This window comes from Brevundimonas sp. AAP58 (genome assembly GCF_001295975.1).
Classification (GTDB): domain Bacteria; phylum Pseudomonadota; class Alphaproteobacteria; order Caulobacterales; family Caulobacteraceae; genus Brevundimonas.
The window spans coordinates 13,578-33,306 of sequence record NZ_LJHU01000004.1 but is presented as its reverse complement, the minus strand read 5'-3'; the positions used below and the strand labels follow the sequence as shown (position 1 = coordinate 33,306).

Annotated in this window: 17 protein-coding genes; 11 read left to right on the top strand and 6 right to left on the bottom strand. The window is 67.8% G+C overall.

What is annotated here, in order from left to right:
• Positions 1-14 precede the first annotated feature (14 nt).
• The 4 genes from rho to hemE all read right to left on the bottom strand — a co-directional run bounded on the left by rho (position 15) and on the right by hemE (position 4,234).
• Complete coding sequence (rho, locus tag IP78_RS00515; protein ID WP_054109758.1) at positions 15-1,430, bottom strand: transcription termination factor Rho; 1,416 nt, start codon at positions 1,428-1,430, stop codon at positions 15-17.
• Between the two features lie 229 nt (positions 1,431-1,659).
• Positions 1,660-2,112 carry a CopD family protein gene (locus IP78_RS00510; RefSeq protein ID WP_054109757.1) on the bottom strand — a complete coding sequence of 151 codons (453 nt, stop codon included), beginning with the start codon at positions 2,110-2,112 and terminating at the stop codon, positions 1,660-1,662.
• 11 nt (positions 2,113-2,123) lie between these two features.
• A complete protein-coding gene (hemH, locus tag IP78_RS00505; protein ID WP_054109756.1) occupies positions 2,124-3,200 on the bottom strand; it encodes a ferrochelatase in 1,077 nt (358 codons plus the stop codon).
• Complete coding sequence (gene hemE, locus IP78_RS00500; protein WP_054109755.1) at positions 3,197-4,234, bottom strand: uroporphyrinogen decarboxylase; 1,038 nt, start codon at positions 4,232-4,234, stop codon at positions 3,197-3,199. Before hemE ends, hemH begins: the two co-directional genes overlap by 4 nt.
• A 502-nt stretch (positions 4,235-4,736) precedes the next feature.
• On the opposite strand from hemE, the gene IP78_RS00495 reads away from it, so the two are divergent.
• From IP78_RS00495 to dnaQ, 5 genes are read left to right on the top strand one after another with little or no spacing between them, the layout of a single operon-like run.
• Positions 4,737-5,606 (top strand): pyruvate, water dikinase regulatory protein, encoded by an 870-nt coding sequence (locus IP78_RS00495; protein WP_054109754.1) that lies wholly within the window; start codon positions 4,737-4,739, stop codon positions 5,604-5,606.
• Positions 5,603-6,196, top strand: a complete 594-nt coding sequence (locus IP78_RS00490) for a nucleoside triphosphate pyrophosphatase (protein ID WP_082384767.1) — start codon at positions 5,603-5,605, stop codon at positions 6,194-6,196. Before IP78_RS00495 ends, IP78_RS00490 begins: the two co-directional genes overlap by 4 nt.
• Complete coding sequence (locus IP78_RS00485) at positions 6,193-7,017, top strand: shikimate dehydrogenase (protein WP_054109753.1); 825 nt, start codon at positions 6,193-6,195, stop codon at positions 7,015-7,017. Before IP78_RS00490 ends, IP78_RS00485 begins: the two co-directional genes overlap by 4 nt.
• On the top strand, positions 7,014-7,655 hold the full coding sequence (coaE, locus tag IP78_RS00480) for a dephospho-CoA kinase (RefSeq protein WP_054109752.1): 642 nt from the start codon (positions 7,014-7,016) through the stop codon (positions 7,653-7,655). Before IP78_RS00485 ends, coaE begins: the two co-directional genes overlap by 4 nt.
• A 6-nt stretch (positions 7,656-7,661) precedes the next feature.
• A complete protein-coding gene (gene dnaQ, locus IP78_RS00475; RefSeq protein WP_054109751.1) occupies positions 7,662-8,381 on the top strand; it encodes a DNA polymerase III subunit epsilon in 720 nt (239 codons plus the stop codon).
• A 4-nt stretch (positions 8,382-8,385) separates the two neighbouring features.
• On the opposite strand, the gene secB is transcribed toward dnaQ, so the two are convergent.
• Positions 8,386-8,874: a protein-export chaperone SecB gene (secB, locus tag IP78_RS00470; RefSeq protein WP_054109798.1), complete on the bottom strand. Its 489-nt coding sequence runs from the start codon at positions 8,872-8,874 to the stop codon at positions 8,386-8,388.
• Positions 8,875-9,070: 196 nt separating this feature from the next.
• Between secB and timA the strand changes: the two genes are divergently transcribed.
• The 3 genes from timA (at position 9,071) to IP78_RS00455 (ending at position 11,298) form a co-directional block, all read left to right on the top strand.
• Positions 9,071-9,700, top strand: coding sequence for a TIM44-related membrane protein TimA (timA, locus tag IP78_RS00465; protein WP_054109797.1), 630 nt, complete (start codon positions 9,071-9,073; stop codon positions 9,698-9,700).
• Positions 9,697-10,812, top strand: coding sequence for an MltA domain-containing protein (locus tag IP78_RS00460; RefSeq protein ID WP_231680826.1), 1,116 nt, complete (start codon positions 9,697-9,699; stop codon positions 10,810-10,812). The genes timA and IP78_RS00460 overlap by 4 nt, the downstream gene beginning before the upstream one ends.
• A gap of 72 nt (positions 10,813-10,884) precedes the next feature.
• Positions 10,885-11,298: a BLUF domain-containing protein gene (locus IP78_RS00455; protein ID WP_054109750.1), complete on the top strand. Its 414-nt coding sequence runs from the start codon at positions 10,885-10,887 to the stop codon at positions 11,296-11,298.
• A gap of 5 nt (positions 11,299-11,303) precedes the next feature.
• Here the strand turns inward: IP78_RS00455 and IP78_RS00450 are convergent, their stop codons facing one another.
• The gene (locus IP78_RS00450; RefSeq protein WP_054109749.1) at positions 11,304-12,818 is read right to left on the bottom strand and encodes a helicase HerA-like domain-containing protein; all 1,515 of its coding nucleotides are present in this window, start codon (positions 12,816-12,818) and stop codon (positions 11,304-11,306) included.
• A gap of 103 nt (positions 12,819-12,921) precedes the next feature.
• On the opposite strand from IP78_RS00450, the gene IP78_RS00445 reads away from it, so the two are divergent.
• The 3 genes from IP78_RS00445 to IP78_RS00435 all read left to right on the top strand — a co-directional run bounded on the left by IP78_RS00445 (position 12,922) and on the right by IP78_RS00435 (position 19,670).
• Positions 12,922-14,064, top strand: coding sequence for an AI-2E family transporter (locus IP78_RS00445; protein WP_054109748.1), 1,143 nt, complete (start codon positions 12,922-12,924; stop codon positions 14,062-14,064).
• Between the two features lie 261 nt (positions 14,065-14,325).
• Positions 14,326-19,206 (top strand): NAD-glutamate dehydrogenase, encoded by a 4,881-nt coding sequence (locus tag IP78_RS00440; RefSeq protein WP_054109747.1) that lies wholly within the window; start codon positions 14,326-14,328, stop codon positions 19,204-19,206.
• Positions 19,206-19,670, top strand: a complete 465-nt coding sequence (locus IP78_RS00435) for a universal stress protein (protein ID WP_054109746.1) — start codon at positions 19,206-19,208, stop codon at positions 19,668-19,670. Before IP78_RS00440 ends, IP78_RS00435 begins: the two co-directional genes overlap by 1 nt.
• Positions 19,671-19,729: the final 59 nt, after the last annotated feature.

Below are 19,729 nucleotides of genomic sequence, written 5' to 3'. Positions count from 1 at the left end.
CCAGGCTCCCAGCCTCAGGTGTTCATCGATTGGAAGAAGTCCGCGTTGTTCTTGGACTGGCGCAGCTTGTCGAGCAGGAACTCGATGGCGTCCTGCGGGCCCATGGGGTTCAGAATGCGGCGCAGCACATAGGTCTTGGTCAGCTGATCCTTCGGGGTGATCAGGTCTTCCTTTCGGGTGCCCGACTTCAGCACGTCGATGGCCGGGAAGATGCGCTTGTCGGCCACCTTACGGTCCAGCACGATTTCCGAGTTACCGGTGCCCTTGAACTCTTCGAAGATCACCTCATCCATGCGGCTGCCGGTGTCGATCAGGGCCGTGGCGATGATGGTCAAGCTGCCGCCCTGTTCCACGTTGCGCGCCGCGCCGAAGAAGCGCTTGGGCCGCTGAAGGGCGTTGGCGTCCACGCCGCCGGTCAGCACTTTGCCGGACGACGGCACGGTCGCGTTATAGGCGCGGCCAAGGCGGGTGATGGAGTCCAGCAGGATCACCACATCCTTTTTGTGCTCGACCAGGCGCTTGGCCTTTTCGATCACCATCTCGGCGACGGCGACGTGGCGGGTGGCGGGTTCGTCGAAAGTGGAGGCCACGACCTCGCCCTTCACCGTACGCTGCATGTCGGTGACTTCCTCGGGACGCTCGTCGATCAGCAGGACGATGAGGAAGACCTCGGGGTGGTTGGCCTCGATGGACTTGGCGATGTTCTGCAGCATCACCGTCTTGCCGACGCGCGGCGGGGCCACGATCAGGCAGCGCTGCCCCTTGCCCAGCGGGGCGACGATGTCGATGACCCGGCCCGAGCGGTCCTTCAGGGTCGGGTCCTGGATTTCCATGTGCAGCCGCTCCTCGGGATAGAGCGGGGTCAGGTTGTCGAACAGGACCTTGGTCTTGACCGCTTCGGGGTCTTCCAGATTGATCGTGTCGACCTTCAGCAGGGCGAAGTAGCGTTCGCCCTCGCGCGGGGCGCGGACAGCCCCGTGGATGGTGTCGCCCGAGCGCAGGCCAAAGCGGCGGATCTGGGACGGCGACACATAGATATCGTCCGGACCCGGAAGATAATTGGCGTCCGGGCTGCGCAGGAAGCCGAAACCGTCGGGCAGGATTTCCAGCACGCCGTCGGCGATGATCTCGACTTCTTCCTCGGCCAGGGCCTTGAGGATGGCGAACAGGAGGTCCTGCTTGCGCAGGTTGGAGGCGTTCTCGACCTCCAGCTGCTCGGCGAAGGCGACCAGATCGGCCGGGGTCTTGGCGTTCAGCTCCTCGAGCGTGATCCGGCCCGACGGAACGACAGGATCGCCCTCCTCTTCGGCCTCGTCGCCCAGATCGGCGGCGGCGTCGGCGTCGTTCATGCCGTCGGCCTCGCCGGTTTCGGCCAGAACGGCTTCTTCGGCTTCGGGGGCGTTGGCGTCGGTGTCGTGGGTGTCGGACATGGGAAGGCTCGAATGCGCGCCGCCGGACGTCCGGCGCGCGAGCGGCGGAGCGGGCGGGCTGAAGGTGCTGGCCTTGCGGCCGGATGGGAGGGCGACGGGTCCGAAGGCGGCGCCCGCTTCATCAAGAAGGGGCCAGCGATCGGTCGGCGCGGAGAGAAGGGCAGCGCACCGGAATGCGCCTCAGGGTCAGCGGAACCACGAACCAAGGGTTCGGGTCAAGCGTCGCGGCTCAAAAGGCCCATTCCAGGGTGACGGACAGGACCATCAGGACGGCCAGCACGAACGGCACCTCATTGGTCATGCGCCAGAACTTCGACGTCCGGGTCGAGGTCCCGGCGAGGATGCGTTTCCGCTCCGCCACCAGGAAGCCGTGCCAGCCGAGCAGGAGGAAGACCCCGACCAGCTTCAGCCAGATCCACGGCTGGGTCAGGATCACCGCGCCCCGCAGATGGATAAGCCAAAGGCCGACCACAAGGGCCACGATCATGGCGGGGTTGAGGATGATCTTCAGCAGCCGGGTCTGCCACAGCCGCAGCTGCTCGCGCATGCCGTCGCGCACGGCGTCCGGCTTGTCGGCCTGTTCGGCGTCATAGGCGTAGAGCCGGGGCAGGAACAGAAGACCGGCCATCCAGGCGATCACCGCCAGGATGTGCAGCCCGCGCGCCAGATTGTACCAATCCATCCGCCCTCTCCTCAGGCCGCGCGGCGTTCCGCCTGGCACGGACAGGCCTTCCACCGGCCCTGACAGCCGGGGCCAGCCGGGGCCGTACCGGTGCGGTGAAGGCTTTCGGCGACGGCCCCCGCCAGGCCGTCGATGAAGGGGGCCATGACGCTGACGGTCGGGGCGCGCAGATAGGGGTGGACCCCCGCCTCGTGCGCCAGTTCGCCATATTCGATGTCGAGCTCGACCAGGGTCTCGATGTGCTCGGAGACGAAGGCGATGGGGGTCACGACCACGCCGACGCCGTCACGCCCGGCCTGAACGATCACGTCAGGCGTGGAGGGACCCAGCCATTTCAGAGGTCCGACCCGGCTCTGGTAGCAGAGCACCCAGTCGGTCAGCTCGGCGCGGGCGGCGACGGCGGCGACGGTGGCCTCCACCTGCTCCTGGTAGGGATCTCCCTTTCCGGTCACCAGCTTCTCGGGGATGCCGTGGGCGGAGAAGAGCACGCGCAACGGCTTTCCGGGGTGGGCGGCTTCGGCCTCGGCCAGCTTGGCGCGCACGGCCTGGGCCTGGGCCTCGATCCAGCCGTCCAGCCGGGGGTAGCAGCAGATGGTGCGGACACGTCCGGAGCCAGCGTAGGCCTCACGCCAGGCCTTGAGCGACGACGCCGTCGTGGTGGTCGAGAACTGGGGATAGAGGGGCAGCAGCACCACTTCGTCCGGACCCCAGACGGCGACGTCGGCCGCGGCCTCCTCGGTCAGCGGATGCCAGTAGCGCATGGCCATAAAGCTCCGGACCTCGTCACCGGGCAGGAGCCGCGCCAGCGCAGCGTCCAGAGCCTCCATCTGCTTGAGCGTCTCGGCCTTCAGCGGGGACCCGCCATTGGCGTCCATCTGGGCGTAGTTTTCCTGGGCGCTGGCTTCGCGCCGCGAGGAGATCAACCGGGCCAGCGGCGTGCGTACGAAGCCCGGCAGGCCGATGATGGCCGGGTCGTTGAAAAGATTGAACAGAAAGGGCTGAACGGTCTGGGCGTCGTCCGGCCCGCCGAGATTGAACAGGACGACGGCGATGCGGCGACCGCCGCCTGGGCCTTGGGCTGGGCTCACTGGGCTCCGATCCGCTTCAACACCTGCTCGACGTGAGCGATCGGCACGTCCGGCAGGATGCCGTGGCCGAGGTTGAAGATCCATGGCCCAGAGCCCCAGGCCTCGACAAGCTCATCCACCCTGCGGTCCAGAGCCGCACCGCCGACGCGCAGCAGCAGCGGATCGAGCGCGCCCTGGATCGGCTTGATCGTCTGGACCTCGCGACCCTTGGCCAGCGAACAGGCGGTGTCGAGCGCCACGCCCTGAACGTCGACCTCGCGAGCATATCGGTCCGCGTGTAACGCCGAGCCGCGCGGGAAGCCGATCAGAGGCACGGTGACGCCGAGCTCGCGCAGTCGAGCGACCAGGGCCTGATGGGGCTTAAGCACCAGCCGTTCGAACAGATCGTCAGGCAGGCCCTCGGCCCAGCTCTCGAAGATTTTCAAGCAATCGGCACCGGCGTCGGCCTGCATCTTCAGATAATGGGCCGTCGCCTCGACCAGGACGGCCAGAACCGCGTCGACCTTCTCGGACTCGGAATAGGCGTAAGAGCGGGCCGTGGCGCGTTCGCCCTTGCCGATGGTGTCGTGGCCGCCGTCCAGCATGTATGTCGCGACCGTCCAGGGCGCGCCGGCAAAGCCGATCAGGGCGCGATGCGGCTCCAGCTCGGCCCGCACGCGGGCCAGGCTCTCGCCAACCTCGGAAAGGGCACGACCCGCCCCCTCCGCCAGACCCTGCATGTGCTCGACCGACGGCAACGCGCCCAAACGCGGGCCCTCTCCGGTCTCGAACCAGACCTTCTGGCCCAGGGCCTGGGGGATCAGCAGGATGTCAGCGAAGACAATCGCGGCGTCGAAGCCGAAGCGTCGCATGGGCTGAAGCGTCGCTTCCGCCGCCATCTCCGGATTCAGGCAGAAGGCGATGAAGTCCGGCGCCTCAGACCGCAGCTTGCGATACTCGGGCAGATAACGGCCGGCCTGGCGCATGAACCAGACGGGCGGGCGGTCAAGGGTCTCGCCCCGAAGGACACGGATCAGCGAAGGCGTGGTGCTCATGGATCGGCTTTACGGGTCGAACGCCGTCCTCTCAAGCCCACGCTCCTTCCCTTCACCTGATCAAGATTTGAAAAGGAATGGTGGAAGTCAGCAGGAGGCGGGATGGCGGGGATCAATCCGGCCTTTGGCGGCACCCCGAAAGGCTTCTCCGCTGCGGCTTCGGGACAAGATGAAGGCTGTGTGACGGCCTGTCGAAAACGGGGACAAGTCTTAACGAGGCGTTAACGCGCGGGCCCTGCCGTCAGGTTCAAGCCGGCTTTTAGTCTGGGCGCCGTTTACCCTTCGTTAAGGATTTCCCCAGCCGATCCGTGATGGGGTCCCTGCGTGGGGATGATCCGGACCCGGATCGGCAGCGCTGTCCGAATCCGTCCCGGCTCGCCTCCGCATCCCGGCGCGGCTATAGACATCGGTGCCCCGGCCCGGCCGGTCGGCGCCCCGGGTCGTCCACAGGATTTCTCGCCATTCGCACCGTCGCCGCCCTCCCTGTCCCCGGACGATCCGCATGAGCCCCCCGCGCCCCGCCGGGGCCTCGCGCCTGGCCACCTACTTTCATGTGCACCTGGTATCGGACTCGACGGGCGAGACGCTGAACGCCATGGCCAAGGCGGTGACGGCCCGCTTCGATGGCGTCATCCCCATCGAACACATCTATGCGCTCGTGCGATCGGACAAGCAGATGGAGCGCGTGCTGGCCGAGGTGGCGTCTGCGCCCGGCGTGGTTTTGCACACCATCGTCGACCGCGACCTGCGCGCCCAGCTAGAGGAGGGCTGCCGAACCTTGGACATGCCACAGATCGGGGCGCTCGACCCGCTGGTCGGGGCCCTGTCGCGGTATCTGGGGGCGGCGCTGTCGACCCGCGTCGGTGCCCAGCACGCGCTCGATCACGACTACTTCAACCGCATCGGGGCCTTGGACTTCGCTATGGCCCATGACGACGGCCAGGGCACGGCCGAACAGCTGGAAGGCGCTGATGTCGTGCTGGTCGGCGTCAGCCGGACGTCCAAGACCCCGACCTGCATCTACCTGGCCCACCGGGGCGTGCGAGCAGCCAATGTGCCCCTAGTGCCGGGACAGGAGGATGGGGAGCGGCTGGTCGGGTTGAAAAATCCCCTGATCGTGGGTCTGACGGTGTCGCCCGACCGCCTGGTTCAGATCCGGCGCAATCGTCTGGACGGGCTCAACGCCAACCACGCTTCGGCCTATGTCGAGCCTGACGCCGTGCGCGAAGAGACGATCAAGGCCCGTCGCGCCTTCGAACGGCGGGGCTGGCCGACCATCGATGTGACCCGCCGCTCGGTCGAGGAGACGGCGGCGGCGGTGCTCAACTTGTTGAACGAGCGACGCAGCAGGCAGATGGGGGGTAGTTGGTGAGTGAGCGCCTGATCCTGGCGTCGCGGAGCGCGGCCCGCCGGGCGATGCTGGCGGGCGCGGGCGTGCCTTTCGAAGCTGAGGATGCCGGGGTGGATGAGCCCGCGATCAAGGCGGCTTTCGCATCGGAAGACCCGGGCGCCCTGGCCGTCGAACTGGCCAAGGCCAAGGCGTTGGCGGTGTCGGCTCGTCGACCCGGCGCCTGGGTTCTGGGATCGGACCAGACCCTGGCCTTCGATGGCGGTCTGATCTCCAAGGCCCCCAGTCTGGAGGCCGCACGGAATCGTCTGAGGGTCATGCGGGGCCGCGAGCACCAGCTTCATTCCGGCGTGGCGCTGGCCCGGGACGGTCAGGTGGTCTGGTCCGGCGTCGACACGGCGCGGATGGCGATGCGGGACTTCTCCGACGCCTTTCTGGACGTCTATCTGGCGGCCGAGGGCGAGCCGGTGCTGGCGTCCGTCGGGGCCTATCGATTGGAGGGCATGGGCAGCCAGCTGTTCGACCGGGTCGAGGGCGATTACTTCACCGTGCTCGGCATGCCGCTGTGGCCCGTGCTGGCGGAACTGCGTCGCGTTGGGGTCCTCGAGATATGAGCCGGATCACCGGAGCCGTCCGGGTTGCGGGCATCGTCGGCAATCCGGTGGCCCATTCGCTCAGCCCGATTATCCACAACGCCTGGATCGAGGCACTGGGGCTGGATGCGGCCTATGCGGCCTTCGCACCCCGCGACGCGGACGGGTTCGCGACCCTGGTCGAGGCGGGACGGGCGGGGCTTATAGCGGGCGTCAACGTGACCGCGCCGTTCAAGGAGCAGGCGTTCGCCCTGGCCGACGCGGCCACCGACACTGCACGCGCCAGTGGATCGGCGAACATCCTGAGGTTCCGTGACGGTGAGGTCGAGGCCGACAGCGCCGACGGCGAGGGCCTGCTCTGGGCCTTGAAAGACCAGGCGCCTGGTCTGGATCTGAACGGCGCGCCGGTGGTCATGCTCGGGGCCGGTGGAGCCGCGCGGGCGGCCGTGGCCGCGCTGGCCGTTGCGGGGGCTCGTGTCCGGATCGTCAACCGCACCCGTGAACGCGCCGAGGCTCTGGCGGCTGACATCGGCCTGGGCGTCCAGTCCGCCGATCCAGACAGCGCCTTCGAGGGCGCACAGCTGGTGGTCAATGCCCTGAGCGCCACACCGCAGCTCGACCCCGCCCGCTTTCAGCCAGGCACCGTGGTGATGGACATGAGCTATCGCCCGGTTGAGACACCTTTCCTGAAAGCGGCCAAAGCGGCAGGCCTGACCACGGTCGATGGTCTGGCCATGCTCATCGGTCAGGCGGGGCCGTCGTTTCGGGTCCTGTTCGACGTTGAATCCCCCGCGATCGATCCCCGGCCCCTACTGCTGGCCCATCTGGGAGAGGCGGGGTGATCCTGCTCGGTCTCACGGGCTCCATCGGCATGGGCAAATCGACGACGACGGCGATGTTCGCCGAGCATGGCGCTGTGGTCTGGAACGCCGACGACGCCGTTCACGCGCTCTATGCGCCGGGCGGGGCGGCGGTCGGGCCGGTCGGCGAGGCTTTCCCGGGCGTGGTGGTCGACGGTGCCGTGGATCGCGCGCGTCTGGCCGAGGCGCTGGGGCGCGACGAGACGGCGTTTCGGCGTCTGGAAACCATCGTGCACCCTCTGGTCGCTGCCGGTCGGGTCGCGGATCTGGAAGCGGCCCGGGCTGCGGGGGTCAGGCTGGCCGTTCTCGACATCCCGCTTCTGTTCGAAACTGGCGGCGATCGGGCCGTGGACGCGGTGGTCGTCGTTACCGCGGACGCAGAAACCCAGCGAAGGCGGGTTCTGGCTCGCTCCGGCATGACCATCGAACGGTTCGAGGCCATCCTGGCGCGCCAGACGCCAGACGTCGAGAAACGCCGCCGCGCCGATTTCATCATCGACACCTCCGGCGGGATGGACGCCGCGCGTGCCCAGGTCACCGAAATCGTGAGGACGGTCCTGGCTCCGGAGTGGATACCGCCGCGCCGGACTCTTTCGCTAGCGACCGAACACCTCCATTAAGCGGTCATGGCTCGCGAGATCGTCCTCGACACCGAAACCACCGGCTTCGACCCCAAGACCGGCGACCGTCTGATCGAGGTCGGCTGCATCGAGATCGAGGATCTGCTGCCGACCGGCCGGACTTTCCATCGCTTCGTCAATCCGGAGCGGTCGATCCCCGAAGGCGCGATCAAGGTCCACGGCATCACCGACGACAAGGTGAAGGATGCGCCCAAGTTCAGGGAGATCGTCGCTGATCTGATGGACTTCATCGGCGACGCTCCGGTGATCGCCCACAACGCCAACTTCGACCGCGCCTTCATCGATCACGAATGCAGCCTCTGCGGCCATGCCTTGATCGAACAGAGCCGATGGATCGACACCCTGGCCCTGGCCCAGAAGCGGTTTCCCGGCATGGCGAACTCGCTGGACGCGCTGTGCAAGCGGTTCAAGGTGTCCCTGACCGAGCGGACGCTGCACGGCGCCCTGATCGACGCCCGGCTGCTGGCCGAAGTCTATCTGGAGCTCAAGGGCGGCAAGGAGCGGCGGCTGGACCTCTCGGCCCGGACCGCCGCCCAAGTCGCGACGACGGATGTGTCAATCGGTGACTATACGCCACGCCCGCGGCCTTTGGGGTCGCGACTGACCGAGGCCGAGGCGGCTGCGCACCACGCCTTCCTGCTGGAAACCCTGAAGGACCGGTCGCTGTGGGCCGGCTACGGCGTCGAGGTCGAACCGACCGTCTGAAGACTCAGGCTGCGCCGGCCTTCTGGGCCGCCTGTTGCATCCGCGCGGCATAGATGCCGGCGAAGTCGATCGGATCCAGCATGAAGGGCGGATAGAAGCCGCCGTCCGACGTGGCTCGGGCCACGATCTCGCGCGCGTAGGGGAACAGATAGCGAGGGCATTCAATCAGCAGCATGGGCTCGATGTCCTGTTCGGACACGCCCTGCAACTGGAACAGGCCGCCGTAGAGCAGTTCCACGTGGAACACCGGCGTCGTCTCGGTCGCAGCCTTGATCGACAGCTTCAGATCGACCTCGAACAGGCCGTCCGGACGGCCGGTCGCGTTCAGCTCAACGCCCATGTCGATCTGCGGCTTGCCCTCGAGACGCAGGCTATCCGGCGCGCGCGGGTTCTCGAACGACAGGTCGCGGACGTATTGCGCCAGGATGCGGAAGCCCGCGATCGGCGGCTGGGCGGGGGTGCCGGAGGGGTCGGCGGGCGTGGCGTCGGTCATGGTGCGGACAGTCGGCTGGGCGTCTGAAAGGACAAGGGTGGGCGCGACTAGCATCGGGGACGCGATGTCGCAACGCTCGGCGGGCCGCTGAGGCGGGGTGCGACCCGCCTTGCGCGCGCCTATATAGGACCCTAATCGTCCAACCGAGTTCGTCCGCGGTCCCTTCGACCCCGGACGCTAACGTCAGGAAGTGACCGTGCCGGTAGAATTTTCGATCGTGATCTTCGCCGTGATCGCGGCCGTCGTACTGTTCCAGCTCTACAATGTGCTGGGCAAGAAGGTCGGCCGCCAGCCCGAGGACGGGTCCAAGGTCCCCGTCTTGGCCAGGGCACCCGCAACCCCCGAGCCGGTCGCCAAGATGCCGGCCGTCGACGCGGCCGCTCTGGCCGCCGCCGCGTCCTTACGCGCCCGCGACCCCGGTTTCGATCCTGGCAAGTTCATCGAGGGCGCGCGTCAGGCCTATGAGACGATCGTGCGCGGCTACGCCACCGGCGACCGCGCGGCACTGAAGCCTCTCCTGACCCCGTCAGTCCTAGAATCCTTTGAGGCCGGCATCGTCGCGCGCGAAACCCGGGGCGAGACCGAGGAGGTCGAGTTCCTGCACGGCCCGCGCGCCGATCTGGAGATCGCCTCGGCCGAGGGCGACAAGGCTGTGGCCAAGGTTCGCTTTCTGGCCGAGCTGCGCTCCAAGGTGTTCGCTGGTGGGACAGAGGCCGAGCCGCGTATCGAAGAGCGGCGCACCGCCGAGCACTGGACCTTTGAGCGGTCGCTCGGCGCCACGGACCCGAACTGGGTGTTGGCCCGCGTCGAACCCGCCAACGCGTGAACGCGGAGGGCCACCCGGCCAGAACCGCCGGGCTCTGGCTCGGCGTGTTTGGACTGCTGCTGGCGGGCTGTGCGACGCAAACGCCAATCGCGCCGGCTCCCGGCCCTGCCGCCCCCGTTCCGTCCATCACCCTGCCGTCCTCGCCCGTTGACGGGTTGCCGGGCCCGGCCACCCTGGCCGGCTGGGCTGACGAGGACCATCTGTCGGCCTTCGTTGCCTATGTGCAGACCTGTGGCGTCGCCCGTGAGATGGCTGCCGTCCGTCAGTGCGAGCGCGGGCGGCTGATCCAGCAGACGTCGCGGCCGGTCACGCCATCGATGGCCCGCGCCTTCTTCGAAACCGGGTTCGTTGTCGTTCAGGCCGAGACCGCAGACAGTGGTCCCGGCCTGCTGACCGCCTATTTCGCACCGGAGTATGAGGCGCGCCGGGTGCCCGACGCTATCTTCGACACGCCCGTCCTTCCTCGTCCCGAAGGCTGGACCCGTGGCTGGGTCGGGCCGGTCCGGGCCGAGATCGAGGCCGGGCCGCCGCCCGCGCCGCCGCTGGCGTGGATGCGGGCCGAGGACTTGTTCTTCCTCCAGATCCAGGGCTCCGGTTACCTGACGTTCGAGGATGGCTCCAAGGCCCGCGCCGCCTATGCCGCAGACAATGGACGCCCCTTCGTCGGCGTCGGCCGGCCGATGGCGGATCAGGGTCTGCTGCCCCGCGACGGAACGTCCGGCGATGCCATCCGCGCCTGGCTGGCAACGAACCGGGGGCGGGAAGCTCGCGCGATCACGGCGCTGAACCCTCGCTACATCTACTTCGCGCTCGATCCGGACGACGGCGGGGATCCTGCTGGCGCGGCCGGGGTGCCCCTGCCGGCCCGTCGCGCCATCGCGGTCGATCCAGCCAGCTGGACCTATGGCGACCTGGTCTGGATTTCTGCGGATGGCGGCAACCTGCGCGGCGCGCGAGGCAGCTACCGGGGGTTGGTCGTGGCGCTGGACACCGGTTCGGCCATCCGGGGACCGGTCAGGGCGGACTTCTACATGGGCCGGGGCGCGGCAGCGGGCGAAGAGGCCGGCACCGTACGGCATCCGCTCAGGATGTGGCGGTTGATCCCGCGCTGAGCGGAAGACGCTGGTCCTATTCGCGCGTTAAGCCTAGATGAAGGGCGGATCCTCCGCTGGACCAGAGTATTCATGACAGTCCTGCTCGAACGCGTTGTCTATCGCAGCGACGCGGTCACCCCAGACCAGGGCCCGGTCGATCTTTCCGCCATTGTCGCTACTTCGGTGCGCAACAACGCCCGCCGGCGGGTGACCGGGGCTCTGGCCCTGCATGACGGCGTTTTCGTTCAGGTTCTGGAGGGGGAGCCCGAGACGCTGAACCGTCTCATGGACATCATCTCGACGGACGATCGCCACCGCAACGTTCGCGTCCTGGCGCGCTGGCCGATCCAGTCCCAGCTGTTCCTGGGCTGGGCCATGGTGCAAGTCGATACGCGCGGCCTGTCACAGCATGGTGCGAAGCTGGTGGTTCAAACCGGCTCGGGCGCGCAGGTGACCGGCGTGATGGCCGATCTCGCCAACACCCGGCTGACATCGCTGATCTGAGCGTTTCAGCGCCGCCGCAGGCCACCCAGCACGCCGCGCAGGATTTCCCGCGTGATGGTCGATCCGGCCGTGCGCAGGACCGACTTGGTCAGGGCCTCCATAGGTGTCTGGCGGTTGGAACGGCGCGGGGCGCGGGATTCGGCTGATGAGCGCGTCCGGGCCGTCTCGCGCGATGCGGGCGCCTTTGCCGCCGCTTCGGCCTCCTCCGTCTCGGCCTGGGCGCGGGCGTGACGGGCGGCGAGGATCTCCTCGGCCGACTCGCGGTCGATCACCGTGTCGTAGACGCCCCTGACCGGGCTCGCGGCCATCACCGCCGCGCGCTCGGCGTCGGTCGCGGGGCCGAGACGGCTGTCCGGTGGACGGATCAGGGTGCGCTGGACGATGGTAGGCGCACCCTTCTCGTCCAGGACCGAGACCACCGCCTCGCCGGTGCCCAGCGCCTGGATCGCCTCGGTGGTGTTGAAGGCCGGGTTGGCGCGGAAGCTGTCAGACGCCGACTTCAGGCCGCGCTGCTCAGCGGGCGTATAGGCGCGCAGCGCGTGCTGGATACGGTTGCCGAGCTGGGCCAGCACGCTGTCGGGAATGTCGGCGGGGTTCTGGGTGACGAAATAGACGCCGACGCCCTTGGAGCGGATCAGGCGCACGACCTGTTCGACTTTTTCCAGCAAGGCCTTGGGCGCGTCACGGAACAGCAGGTGAGCCTCGTCGAAGAAGAAGACGAGGCGCGGCTTTTCCGGGTCGCCCACTTCGGGCAGCTGTTCGAACAGCTCCGACAGCAGCCACAAGAGGAAGGCGGCGTAAAGGCGCGGTGAGCCCATCAGCCGGGTCGAATCCAACACATTGACCTGGCCCCGGCCGTCCAGACCGACGCGGATCATATCCTCCAGTTTCAACGCGGGTTCGCCGAAGAAGGCTTGGCCGCCCTGCTGTTCCAGCTGGAGCAGCGCGCGCTGGATGGCGGCGACCGAGGCCGGGGCGACGTTGCCGACCTCGCGGCCGATCCGGGCGGCGTTCTCCGACACATAGGTCAGGACCGAGCGCAGATCGTCCAGGTCGAGCAGCAGCAGGCCTTCCTTGTCGGCGACGTGGAAGGCGACGGTCAGGACGCCTTCCTGGACGTCGTTCAGGTCCAGCATGCGGGCCATTAGCAGCGGTCCGATCTCCGACACCGTCGTGCGGATGGGGTGGCCCTTCTGGCCGTAGAGGTCCCAGAACACCGTCGGCGCGGCCTTGGAGACCAGCGTCAGGTTCATGCCGGCGGCTCGGGCCAGCAGCTTCTCGTTCGGCGTCCCCGGCTGGCTGATGCCGGAAAGATCGCCTTTCACGTCGGCGCAGAACACCGGCACTCCAGCCTCGGAAAAGCCCTGGGCCATGATCTGCAGGGTGACCGTCTTGCCGGTTCCGGTCGCGCCCGCGACGATGCCGTGGCGGTTGGCGCGGTTCCAGAGAAGGAGCTCGGGCTTGTCCGCCCCTTCGCTGGAAGACTGACCAAGGAACAGGCCGGCGGGCGCGTCGGACATGGGCGGGTCTCCAAAGGGGCTCGCTCCTGCTTAGCCGAGGGCATTGCGCGCCGCCAGACGATCGCCGGTTGACCGGCTGAACGGACGCCCTGACAGTCTGCTCATGAAGCCGCCCATCGCCGTCCCGACCTCGACCGTCGCCAGAAACGCCCTCGTGACCCTGGCTGTGGTGGCCGTGGGTGCCGCGCTCTATTGGCTTAGGGACATCCTGACGCCGTTGGCGATGGCCATCTTCCTGATGATCATGATCGACGGGGTGAAGCGGCTGATCGAGCGACACACCAACCTGCCCGATCACACCGCGGGGATCGCGGCCCTTTTGTTGGTCATCGCGATCTTTTTCGCCGTCATCGCCTTCATCGTGAACGGGGCGGCCGCCTTCTTCACTGACATGTCGGGCGTCTCCAGCGGGATCGGCCCGCGCATCGACGCCATCATCGCCGATATCGCGGCGTTGTTCGGGATGGCGGCGGCCCCAACCGCCGCGGAGCTGATCTCGGGCATCGATCTGAGGGGATACCTGACCAGCCTAGCTTTCCAGATGCAGGGCGTGGCGTCCGGTGCCTTCTTCGTTCTTGTTTATCTCGGGTTTCTTCTGGCGTCCCAGGCGGGCTTCCGTCGCAAGATCGTGGCTATGTTCCCGCATCGGGAGCAGCGGTCCGAGGCGCTTGAGGTTTTCCAGCGGGTGCGGGGCGGGGTCGAGGGATACCTTTGGGTCCAGGCCGTGACCGGCGTGATCATCTGCGCGGCGGCCTGGATCCTGATGCGGATTGTTGGTCTGGAGCACGCCGAGTTCTGGACCTTCATCATCTTCGTGGTGGGCTTCATACCGGTGCTGGGCGGCGCGGTCGCCGGGCTCGCCCCGCCGCTGTTCGCCCTAGTTCAATTCCCGACCTACTGGCCCGCGCTGATCTTGCTGGTCGGGCTCCAGATCATCCTTGCCGTGGTCGGAAATCTGATTCAGCCGCGCATGCAGGGTGACAACCAGAACATCGATCCTGTCGCCGTGCTTCTGGCCCTGGCGTTGTGGGGCAAGATGTGGGGGGTGGTCGGCATGTTCCTGTCGACGCCGCTTCTGGTCATGGCCATGGCCATCCTGGCGGAGTTCCAGGGATCGCGCTGGATCGCTGTTATGCTGTCTGGAAACGGCCGTCCCTACGAGGACGAGGACCATCACGACCATGGACCACCGGCGAAACGTCCGGCCCGCGTCAAACAGCCGCGCCCGTCGGCGTCGGAGCCCTGAACGAACGCCCTTGCATCGCCGCAATCGGCCCCCACCTAGGCCTCATACGTCGCGGTCCATCCCTCCCCCTCCCAGGGCCGTGGCGGTATCGGTCGGTGCCACCCCCCTCCAGCACCGGCTTGACGAGAGGCCGTCGGACGCCCGTCCGGCGGCCTTTTCGTTTCCGGGGCGTCGCCGGGGCTTCCCGACGGACGCCAGCGGGCCTATTGCCGGGGTCTGCGACCGGCGGCCGCACGAGGCCGCGCTGAACGAGACCCGCCCATGTCAGGCAAACACCGCGGCCCCGATACGATCTCCAGCGCGGAGGGTTTGAGAGCGGCCTTCGCCCAGGCGCGGGGCGGCGGCGGGCCGCTGGACGGACTGGAGCAATCCTTCGTCGATCAGGCGTTTGAGGACTATGCCGAGGACGAGACGCCTGAGCTGTCGCCCGAAGACGTCGCCGGGCTGCTGGCCGACGCCTGGCGCTGGAGCGAGCGCCGCGCGCCGGGCGAGGCCCCCCTCATCAACATCGAACCCCTGACCACAGCGGGTCGCGAGACCCCATACGATATCTTGCGCATCGTGCAGGACGACCGTCCCTTTCTGGTCGATAGCGTCATGGGAGAACTGGCCGACGCCGGCGTGTCGGTGCGCGCCTTGTTCCACCCCGTGCTCGCCTTGTCGCGCCAGGCGGACGGATCGCGGCGCGCGAATGGTGGCGACACACGGGAATCGGTCATCGTCGTCGTTCTGGATCCCCTGCCCCAGGACCGTCGGGAGGCGCTGGCCAAGTCGGTGGCCGAGGCTCTGTCGGACGTCCACCTGGCCGTCGCCGACTTCGGCAAGATGAGCGCCCTCATGGAGCGGTCGGTCGCCCACCTCGAAGCCCGGCCCGGCGGCATTGACCCTGAGGTCGTGGCCGAAAACCTGGCCTTCCTGCGCTGGCTGAACGATGACCACTTCGTGTTCCTGGGTGCGCGCGACTATGACTACCCGCGCACGGCCGACGGCGGCTATGCGCACGAGGCGCCTCTGGATCAGTCCGCCGAGGGCGTGGGTGTGCTGCGCGACCGTGAGCGCACCGTGCTGCGCCGGTCCTCCGAGCCCGCCGTCCTGACCGCCCAGATGAAGCGGCAGATGGACCTGTCCGAGCCTGTCACCGTGGCCAAGGCCAATCTGCGTAGCCGGGTCCACCGCCGGGCCTACATGGACTACGTTGGGGTCAAGCGGTACGGCGAGGACGGTCGTCCGTCCGGCGAAACCCGCTTCGTGGGCCTGTTCACGGCCGAGGCCTATGACCGTTCCGCCTCCCAGGTGCCCCTGATCCGCAGGAAGGTCACCAACGCCCTCGCTCGCGCGGCCAAGGCTCCGGGCAGCCACAACGAAAAGCGGCTGAAGAACATCCTTGAGAACTATCCCCGGGATGAGCTGTTCCAGATCACGGAAGACGAACTGCTCGAGACGGCACTCGGCATCCTGCACCTTTACGACCGTCCCCGGATCAAGAGTTTCACGCGCCAGGACCCCTTCGACCGGTTCGTCTCGGTGCTCGTCTTCGTTCCCCGCGAGCGTTACGATGCCGGCGTACGCGAGCGGATCGGCACGATCCTGGCCCGTGCCTGGGGCGGGCGGCTGTCGGCCTGGTATCCTCAGTTGTCCGACGCCCCCCTTGTCCGCATCCACTACATCGTTGGCGTGACGCCGGGGGATCATCCAACGCCCGACGCCAGGGCGCTGGAAGCCGAGATCACCGAGGCCGGTCGCAGCTGGGTCGACCGGTTCGAGGGCGCGCTGCGTGCCGCCGACATCGATGACGTCCAGATCGGGGCGCTGAGCGCCCGCTGGGCCGAGGGCTTCGGACCGGGCTATCGCGCCCGCTACGACGCGGCCGAGGCCGTGGCCGATCTGCAGGAGTTCGACCGGCTGGGCGAAGGCGAGCCGGTGGCCGTGCGGGCCTTCCGTCATGCTTCGGATAGCCCGCTGCAGTTTCGTTTCAAGCTCTATCACCGCGGCGCGGCGGTGCCGTTGTCGGACGTACTGCCGATCCTGGCCGACATGGGGCTGAAGACGCTGGAGGAGTTCGGCAACGCGGTGCATCCGACGGGCGGGGGCGAGATCCACGTCCATGAGTTCCTGCTGGAAGATCCGCGTGGCGCGAGTTTGGCCTTCGGCGATGTCAAGGACCCGTTCGAGGAGGCCTTCAAGGCCGTCTGGATCGCACGCACCGAGAGCGACGGCTTCAACCGTCTCGTCCTGGAGCTCGGCGTCGACTGGCGGGAGGCCGCCTTGATCCGGACGCTCGCGCGTTACCGCCAGCAGACGGGGCTCGACCCCTCGCAAGCTGTGCAGGAAGAGGCGTTGCGGGACTATCCGGCGATTGCGCGCGCCCTGATCTCCCTTTTCGCCTGCAAGTTCGACCCCGCTCACGGCGGATCCGCCGAAGCCCGTGCAGCTCAGATTGCCGAGCTTCAGGCCAAGATCGATCACCTGCTGATGGACGTGAAGAGCCTGGACCACGACCGGGCATTGCGTCGTATCGCAGCGCTGATCGGGGCGGTGAAGCGGACCAACTATTATCAGCTCGGTGCGGACGGTGCACCCAAGCCGCACATCTCGATCAAGATCGCCTCGCGGGAGCTCGACGACCTGCCGCTTCCCAAGCCGTACCGCGAAATCTTCGTCTGGGCCCCGCATATCGAGGGTGTGCATCTGCGCTTTGGCCCTGTGGCGCGCGGAGGCCTGCGCTGGTCCGACCGTCGCGACGACTTCCGCACAGAGGTGCTGGGGCTGGTGAAGGCGCAGCAGGTCAAGAACGCCGTTATCGTGCCTGTCGGTTCCAAGGGTGGCTTCTTCCCCAAATACCTGTCGAAGGTCGTCCGCGCCGGCGGCGACCGAGACGCCCAGCAGGCCGAGGCGGTTCGTGCCTATCGCACCTTCCTGTCGGGCCTTCTGGACATCACCGACACCATCGGTGCCGATGGCGGAGTGATCCGGCCGGCGAATGTCGTGCCGTTCGAGGGCGACGACCCCTATCTGGTCGTCGCGGCGGACAAGGGTACAGCGACCTTTTCGGACATCGCCAATGGGGTGTCGGCCGACTACGGTTTCTGGCTGGACGACGCCTTCGCCTCGGGCGGCTCGGTTGGCTACGACCACAAGGCCATGGGCATCACCGCGCGAGGTGCCTGGGAAGCGGTCAAGCGCCACTTCCGCGAGATCGGCAAGGACATCCAGACCGAGCCCTTCACTGTCGTCGGCGTGGGCGACATGTCGGGTGACGTGTTCGGCAACGGGCTTTTGCTGTCCAAGGCTTCGAAGCTGATCGCCGCCTTCGACCACCGCGACATCTTCATCGACCCCAACCCCGACCCGGCCCGGTCGTGGGAGGAGCGCAATCGCCTGTTTCAGCTGCCGCGTTCGTCCTGGCAGGACTACGACAAGGCGCTGATTTCGGCGGGCGGCGGGGTGTTCTCGCGCGGGGCCAAGTCGATCGAATTGACCCCCGAGATCAAGGCAGCGCTGGACATTGCTGAGGACAGCCTCGACCCTGTCAGCTTGATCCGCGCCATCCTGAAGGCTCCGGCTGAGCTACTCTACCTCGGCGGCATCGGCACCTATGTGAAGTCGGCCGCCGAGACCGACGCCCAGGTCGGCGACAAGGGCACCGATGCGCTCCGGATCAACGCTGATGAGCTGAGGGTCAAGGTCGTCGGCGAAGGTGCCAACCTCGGCTTCACCCAGGCGGGCCGGATCGCCTTCGCCGCTGGCGGCGGCCGGATCAACACCGACGCCATCGACAACTCCGCCGGCGTCGACACCTCCGACCACGAGGTCAACATCAAGATCCTGGTGGGATCGGCCGTGACCAACGGCGTCTTGCCGATCGAGGAGCGCGTGCCTCTGCTCGCCTCCATGACCGACGAGGTGGCCACAAAGGTCCTGGCTCACAACTACGACCAGACGCTGGCCCTGACCCTGCAGCAGGCGGAAGGGCCCGGTGGACTCGATGCCCAGCAGAGGTTCATGCAGGCGCTTACGGCGCGCGGAAAACTGGATCGCAAGGTCGAGGGCCTGCCCAACGACCAGCGCGTACAGGAGATGAAGCAGGCCGGTCAGGCCCTGACCCGACCGGAACTGGCCGTGCTGATGGCCTATTCCAAGCTGGAGCTGTCGGACGACATCGTCGCCTCGACGGCACCGGAGGACCCCTTCTTCGAGGAGACCCTGGTCCGCTACTTCCCGAAAGCGCTCGCGCGCTTCGAGGAGCAGATGCGCGGGCACCGGCTGCGCCGCGAGATCATCGCGACGGTGCTGGCGAACGAGATCGTCAATATGGCGGGGCCGACCTTCCCGGACCGGCTGCGGGGCGCCTCGGGCTGCGACACCACCGCGCTCGTCATCGCCTTCGAGGCGGCGCGGCGGGTGTTCCGGCTGGACGAGGCCTGGGACGCCGTCAATGCGCTCGACCTGAAGGTTCCGGCCGAGACCCAGACGGCGCTCTACACCGAGATCTCGACCGTGCTGCGCCGCCAGACCTTCTGGCTGGCGCGACGCGCGGGCCAGAGCGGCGCGACCGTGGCGGGGCTGATCGAGGCCTATCGTCCGGCGGCCGACGCGCTGCGGGCCGCGGGCGGCGACGTCCTGTCGCGCTTCGAGCAGACACGGCTGGCCGAGCGGCTCAAGCGCTTCGCCGACATGGGCGTAGGCGAGGATCTGGCTCAGACGATCTCCATGCTGCGGCCGCTGGTGGCGACCGCCGACATCGGCGACCTGGCGCGGGAGGCCGGCTGGTCCGAGCCCCGCATGGCGCGACTGTACCACCAGGTCGGCGCCGCCTTTGACTTCGACCGGCTGCGCGCAGCCGCCGGCGCCGTGCCCTCCGCCGACCATTTCGACCGGCTGGCGGTGCGCCGCCTGATCGAGGATCTGATGGGCGAACAGGTCGTCCTGACCCGCGCCGTCGCCAAGGTCTCCGATCCGGCCGTGGGCGACAGCGAGGCGACGGCCGAAGCCGCCGTCGACGCCTGGATCGGCTCACGTCAAGACCTGGTCGAGGGCGTGCGCGCCTCCGTCGACGAGATCGAGGCCTCCGGCGCGGGCTGGACCTTCGCCAAACTGACCATCGCCAATGGCCAGATCCGCCAGGTGACGGGGGCGCTCTGATGCCTCGGAAGTTCCTGGTCGTGGCCGACGACAGCCCCGAGTTCGAGGCAGCGCTGCGCTACGCTTCGCGCCGGGCGCGTTCGACCGGCGGCCGGGTGGCGCTCTTGCGGATCATCCCGGATCAGTCCGACGAGCACTGGGCGGGAGTCCGGGAGGAGATCGAACGTCAGCAGCGCGCCGAGGCGGAGGAACTGCTCACGCGGCTGGGCGAGGAGGCGGCGACGCGGTCGGGTGCCCAGCCGGTCTTCCTGATCGAACAGGGCGACCCCCATGCCGCCATTCGCGAGGTCTGCGCCGATGATCCGGAGATCAAGATTCTGGTGCTCGCGGCGGGATCGGGCGGGCGGGGGCCGGGGCCGCTGGTCAGCGCGGTGCTGAAAGGTGTTGGCTTCGGAGCTCGCAAACTGCCCGTGACGATCGTGCCGGGCGAGCTGACCGATGCCGAAATAGAGGATCTGGCCTGACGGGCGCTAGCACCTGAAGCGTCGCTCTTGCAGGCCTTTCCGCCAAGGCGCATCTCTGG

What these genes read in the sequence shown, in the direction of transcription:
- IP78_RS00495 (WP_054109754.1), top strand. Translation starts at nt 4,737, where the DNA reads ATGAGCCCCCCGCGCCCCGCCGGGGCCTCGCGCCTGGCCACCTACTTT.
- IP78_RS00450 (WP_054109749.1), bottom strand. Translation starts at nt 12,818, where the DNA reads ATGTCCGACGCGCCCGCCGGCCTGTTCCTTGGTCAGTCTTCCAGCGAA.
- rho (WP_054109758.1), bottom strand. Translation starts at nt 1,430, where the DNA reads ATGTCCGACACCCACGACACCGACGCCAACGCCCCCGAAGCCGAAGAA.
- IP78_RS00510 (WP_054109757.1), bottom strand. Translation starts at nt 2,112, where the DNA reads ATGGATTGGTACAATCTGGCGCGCGGGCTGCACATCCTGGCGGTGATC.
- IP78_RS00455 (WP_054109750.1), top strand. Translation starts at nt 10,885, where the DNA reads ATGACAGTCCTGCTCGAACGCGTTGTCTATCGCAGCGACGCGGTCACC.
- hemE (WP_054109755.1), bottom strand. Translation starts at nt 4,234, where the DNA reads ATGAGCACCACGCCTTCGCTGATCCGTGTCCTTCGGGGCGAGACCCTT.
- IP78_RS00445 (WP_054109748.1), top strand. Translation starts at nt 12,922, where the DNA reads ATGAAGCCGCCCATCGCCGTCCCGACCTCGACCGTCGCCAGAAACGCC.
- IP78_RS00440 (WP_054109747.1), top strand. Translation starts at nt 14,326, where the DNA reads ATGTCAGGCAAACACCGCGGCCCCGATACGATCTCCAGCGCGGAGGGT.
- dnaQ (WP_054109751.1), top strand. Translation starts at nt 7,662, where the DNA reads ATGGCTCGCGAGATCGTCCTCGACACCGAAACCACCGGCTTCGACCCC.
- IP78_RS00435 (WP_054109746.1), top strand. Translation starts at nt 19,206, where the DNA reads ATGCCTCGGAAGTTCCTGGTCGTGGCCGACGACAGCCCCGAGTTCGAG.
- IP78_RS00485 (WP_054109753.1), top strand. Translation starts at nt 6,193, where the DNA reads ATGAGCCGGATCACCGGAGCCGTCCGGGTTGCGGGCATCGTCGGCAAT.
- secB (WP_054109798.1), bottom strand. Translation starts at nt 8,874, where the DNA reads ATGACCGACGCCACGCCCGCCGACCCCTCCGGCACCCCCGCCCAGCCG.